The organism is Okeania hirsuta (genome assembly GCF_003838195.1).
GTDB classification, from domain to species: domain Bacteria; phylum Cyanobacteriota; class Cyanobacteriia; order Cyanobacteriales; family Microcoleaceae; genus Okeania; species Okeania hirsuta.
Genome location: NZ_RCBY01000435.1, coordinates 1 through 3,140, shown reverse-complemented (window position 1 = coordinate 3,140; position 3,140 = coordinate 1). Strand labels below are relative to the sequence as shown.

Annotated in this window: 4 protein-coding genes; all 4 read right to left on the bottom strand. The window is 39.2% G+C overall.

Features of this window, described 5'->3' with window-relative positions; all coding sequences use genetic code 11:
* A partial coding sequence (locus tag D5R40_RS31455; RefSeq protein WP_134239651.1) for a leucine-rich repeat domain-containing protein occupies positions 1-503 on the bottom strand: 503 nt, incomplete at its 3' end.
* Positions 504-1,128: 625 nt separating this feature from the next.
* Positions 1,129-1,623 (bottom strand): hypothetical protein, encoded by a 495-nt coding sequence (locus D5R40_RS31450; RefSeq protein ID WP_124155770.1) that lies wholly within the window; start codon positions 1,621-1,623, stop codon positions 1,129-1,131.
* Positions 1,624-1,625: 2 nt separating this feature from the next.
* A complete protein-coding gene (locus tag D5R40_RS31445; protein ID WP_124155769.1) occupies positions 1,626-2,225 on the bottom strand; it encodes a hypothetical protein in 600 nt (199 codons plus the stop codon).
* Positions 2,226-2,253: 28 nt separating this feature from the next.
* Positions 2,254-2,787: a PadR family transcriptional regulator gene (locus tag D5R40_RS31440; protein ID WP_282433692.1), complete on the bottom strand. Its 534-nt coding sequence runs from the start codon at positions 2,785-2,787 to the stop codon at positions 2,254-2,256.
* Between the last annotated feature and the right edge of the window lie 353 nt (positions 2,788-3,140).

The window sequence follows — 3,140 nt, the reverse complement described above, 5'->3', positions numbered from 1 at the left end:
CTTCCTATTTCCGGAGGAATCGCAGTGAGCTTATTATTATGGATGGCAATGTATTCAAGTTTCTTGGCGTAGCTTATGTTAGCTGGGATTTCAACAAAGTCATTGTAGTTGAGAATGATTGTCCTTAGGTTGGGTAAGTTAAAAATCTCGTCAGGGAGTTCCGTTAGACGGCATTTAGTTAATGAAAGAAACTGCAAACTGTCCAGACTTCCAATGGCGGATAATTGGCCCTTGATATTTACATTGTACAGTTGAAGGTTATAAACATCCTCTTTCGAATTAAGTGCTTTATTCAAGTCTTTATAGAGCTTTTTCCCAGGTACATGTCTCCAATGATAGCTGAATGATTGAATGCTCAAAAGGAGTAAAATACCTGCCGTTATAATATTTTTCATACCTATGCTATTTTTTGCAAAGACTGCTCGGACTAATTTTTGAGTGTAGTCCAGCTTTCCCTGGCCCTGGTTCTGTTTCAATTCATATCCTGGTGTTTCGATTTTCATAAGGCTAGCAGTGCAGGTTCAAGTACCGAAAATGTCTTGTTTTTCAGGTCAATTTCGAACTTGATTTCCAAAGGCAAGCTAAAGGTCAGCCTAACCCCTTATTCTATTTTCCATCTCCTGATGATGCTGTCGGCTTCCCTTTGAGTCAATATGCTATCGGAATATTCTGTAAATCTCCCATCATCCTCAATTTCCCGACGATCTGTTTTAGAAAAGGTGTATTCGAAAAGTATGTTAGCACCTGATTGTACGGAGCCTATCTTTAAAGAATAATCGGTTGTATCGTTTAGGAAATAAATGAAAGCGTCATTTTCACCTTTCCACCCGCTATCTTCTGAAGCATGGATAAATTTGATTCGGTGAATCAGGGATTCTCTTTGCTGGTTTGCCCTTCGTCTATCCAAATCATTCCCCAATGATTATTCACGGGCATTTGGAAGGCCTCCATCTGCTGGTTGATTACAGGAACCCATGGCTTAGGCGAAAAGCATTGTATTTCTCCCCGTAGGGATAATTTTGGAGTATCCAATATTCCTGGGTACAGGTAAAAATTGGATAAATGACCCAGCCTATAAAAAAGATTCCAAAGATGATTAAGTTGATGGTTTTCTTCATGATACGTGCTTTAATCGCTTTTTATGCCTTCAAGGAATTTTTGGCGATGCTTTATCTTTCCCAATTGTCTGCATCCTTCAAAATCCCAGAATTCTCTTTTAATCGGACGGATAGCTTCCTCACTGATGGACCACTTTTTCAAATCCAGGGTCCATGAAAAGGATATAATGCCCGAGTATTCTGTTTTAACATGAACGTGAGCTTGCGTCCAATACATTTGCAAAAGAAGTTCCTCAAATTTTTCCTTCCATTCGCTCCATTCGTATTCCACTGACTTTAGGCAAGCCGCGAAATGAATCATCCTACCCCAATACTCCAGATTTGGTCCTTCAAGTTCTGAATCGTTTTTGGTAATTGAAAACATTCCTTTAGAAAGAGGGGGCCAGGAGTCAGAAGTTGGAAGCGCGGAAATTATGCCCTCATTGTGGGCATAGACTTCTTCCAACTTTTTGAGGTTTAACCCATATTCCTCAATCACTCCGTATATAAAGCTTGTCATTCCCATTTTTATTCGACAATTATTTCTCCCATTATATAGCGTTTGTCGATTTCCCCCCAGGTAGCAAATTGCATATTCCTTTTCTCCAATTTCAGGGCATGGTTTAATTGGTAATCAATCTTCAGCCTATCCATCTCCAACTTCAAGTGTTCTCTCCATTGTTTGGTAACAAAATGATATACGGGCGAAAATGCATCTTCCTTTTTGCTGAGTTTAACGTTAAGAATGTTAGTTGGATGTTCAAATTCGCTTATTTCTATTCCATTGAAAAAATTCTCATCCATCAAGTAGTGGGTAAAGAATCTTTTGTACCCTTCAATTAAGTCGCCTGAATAGGGGATATAGGCATCTGTAATGGAGGATCGAAAGCTGGCCAGGTCCCAGCTTTCAAACTGTTGATTCAGTACCTGTGTTACCTTCCCAACTGCAACTACTCTGGCGCCTTCTCTAATCTTGACTTCTTTTCCAATTTCAAATTTCCCATAGTGAATTTCCCTGCTTAAAGTTTTTAAGCTTAGTTCAACCTCATCTCCCGGTTTTGCTTCTGATTTGTTTACTATTTCATAGAGCGCATCCCAATCGGAATCATTATAATAAAATTGGCCCAACTTCTTTTATACATGGATTCTGCTGTTCTCATAGCTTAGTTTTTGCTTTTTTTAATTCTCCCCTTATCAAGGATTCCATTTCGTCGCACCAGGCCAATTTGGCTTGACGGACCAAAATACCCAGCCTGCTCCCCGAGAGCCAATAGGCCTTGTAGGGAAGCTCATCCGAAACTTCTAACTCCATTCTATTTATGGCCTCCTTTAACTCATCCAACTGTTTTTCTTGCTGCTCTCTATGTGTAAGAATGTGTTGCAGGGATACTTCTAATGGAATTAAAGGACCTACAAAGAGCTTTAAGGAGAGCTCATCCCTGGGAACTTGTGTTGAAACGGGCGCACATAACCATTCTCCAAGTACCTGACTTCCCTTAGCGGTTATCTCGTAGACGGTTTTATAAGGCTTTTTCCCCTCTTCTACTTCCTTTGCACTGACCAAGCCTTCTTCAACAAGCAGTTTAAGGTTCGTATAAATCTGTCCATAACTCTCACTCCAGAAATTAGAGATTACCTCCTTTGTGAATTGCTTCATGTCATACCCCGACATGGGTTGGATACTAAGCATCACAAGTATTGAGTAGCGTGTCTTACTTTTTCTGCTCATTGATCAATTTTTTCTTGTAAATATATATATCTATCAGATATATACCTAATAGATATATAACTAGCAGATACAGTAGATGATATCCATTACCTAGAAAGGCTAAATCGAGAGTCAAAAAATGTATATATTCAGGGAAGGCACTAAAAATATCGATGAGCTTGCCTAACTCTTACTTTCCTAGGCTTCGTACAAGAGTTTAGCGTAACATAGGACTCAAATAAAAAAAATGAAGCGAATAAACGTTAACAAAAGTGGCCAGCTGCGACGAAATGGAATCCTTGATAAGGGGAGAATTAAAAAAAGCAAAAACTAAG

Coding starts and splice junctions, on each gene's coding strand:
- D5R40_RS31440 (WP_282433692.1), bottom strand. CDS start 2,787: ATGCTTAGTATCCAACCCATGTCGGGGTATGACATGAAGCAATTCACA.
- D5R40_RS31450 (WP_124155770.1), bottom strand. CDS start 1,623: ATGGGAATGACAAGCTTTATATACGGAGTGATTGAGGAATATGGGTTA.